Below are 671 nucleotides of genomic sequence, written 5' to 3'. Positions count from 1 at the left end.
GCCCTCGACGGGGCCGAACTGGTCTTCATCACCGTCGGCACTCCCATGGGCCCCGACGGCGCCGCCGACCTCAGCCAGGTCGAGGCCGCCGCCGCCAGCATCGGCCGCCACCTCACCCGCGACGCGATTATCGTCGACAAGAGCACCGTCCCCGTCGGCACCGGCGATATGGTCTTCGAGATCCTGCGCGCCCACACCCGCCCCGGCGTGCGCTTCAGCGTGGTCTCCAACCCCGAGTTTTTGCGCGAAGGCAGCGCCCTGAGCGACTTCTTCAAGCCCGACCGCATCGTGCTCGGCTCGACCGACCGGGCGGCGGCGGAGGCGGTGGCGGAGCTGCACGCCCCCCTGGGGGCCCCGGTGATCATCACCGATTTGCGCACGGCGGAGATGATCAAGTACGCCTCGAACGCCTTTCTGGCGACGCGGATCTCGTTCATCAACGAGATCGCGCAGATCTGCGAGAAGCTGGGGGCGGACGTGAAGGAGGTGGCGCGGGGGATGGGGGCCGACCGGCGCATCGGGCCGCACTTTCTGGAGGCGGGGGTGGGCTACGGGGGGTCGTGCTTCCCGAAGGACGTGCTGGCGCTGCGCCATATGGCGGCCTCGGCGGGGTGCCACCCGCAGTTGTTGCAGGCGGTGATGGACATCAACCAGAGCGCCCGCGATCGCTT

Annotated in this window: 1 protein-coding gene; it reads left to right on the top strand. The window is 69.7% G+C overall.

The genetic code is table 11. The annotated features are described in order from the left end of the window. Positions 1-671 (top strand): nucleotide sugar dehydrogenase (locus NZU74_20495; protein MCS6883708.1); only part of this gene is annotated, 671 nt, incomplete at both ends.

This window comes from Chloroflexaceae bacterium (genome assembly GCA_025057155.1).
Taxonomy (GTDB): domain Bacteria; phylum Chloroflexota; class Chloroflexia; order Chloroflexales; family Chloroflexaceae; genus JACAEO01.
Note: the sequence above shows the minus strand (reverse complement) of the source record. Positions and strands in the feature narration are given on the sequence as shown.